Below are 288 nucleotides of genomic sequence, written 5' to 3' on the forward strand. Positions count from 1 at the left end.
CAATTCTTTTAGCGAGTATTCCCATCAATTTGTCATGGTTGACCTCATCAAAGAACTTTTCTAAGTCCATATCAATTACCCATCGGAAACCCTCTTTGATATATCCCTTTGCCTTTCTTACCGCATCATGGGCGCTCCTATTAGGTCGGAAGCCATAACTGCTTTTAGAAAAGGTTGGGTCAAAGATTGGGGTTAATACTTGGGCAATTGCCTGTTGAATGAAACGGTCTGTCACAGTTGGTATGCCTAAAAGCCTTATCCCACCGCTTGGTTTCGGGATCTCGACAC

At 43.4% G+C, this 288-nt stretch carries 1 protein-coding gene; it reads right to left on the reverse strand.

Going from position 1 to position 288, the window contains the following annotated elements; genetic code table 11:
- A partial coding sequence (locus CKJ95_RS23165; RefSeq protein ID WP_257215912.1) for a reverse transcriptase domain-containing protein occupies nucleotides 1-288 on the reverse strand: 288 nt, incomplete at both ends.

Source organism: Fredinandcohnia onubensis, assembly GCF_002734285.1.
Classification (GTDB): Bacteria; Bacillota; Bacilli; order Bacillales; family Bacillaceae_L; genus Ferdinandcohnia; species Ferdinandcohnia onubensis_A.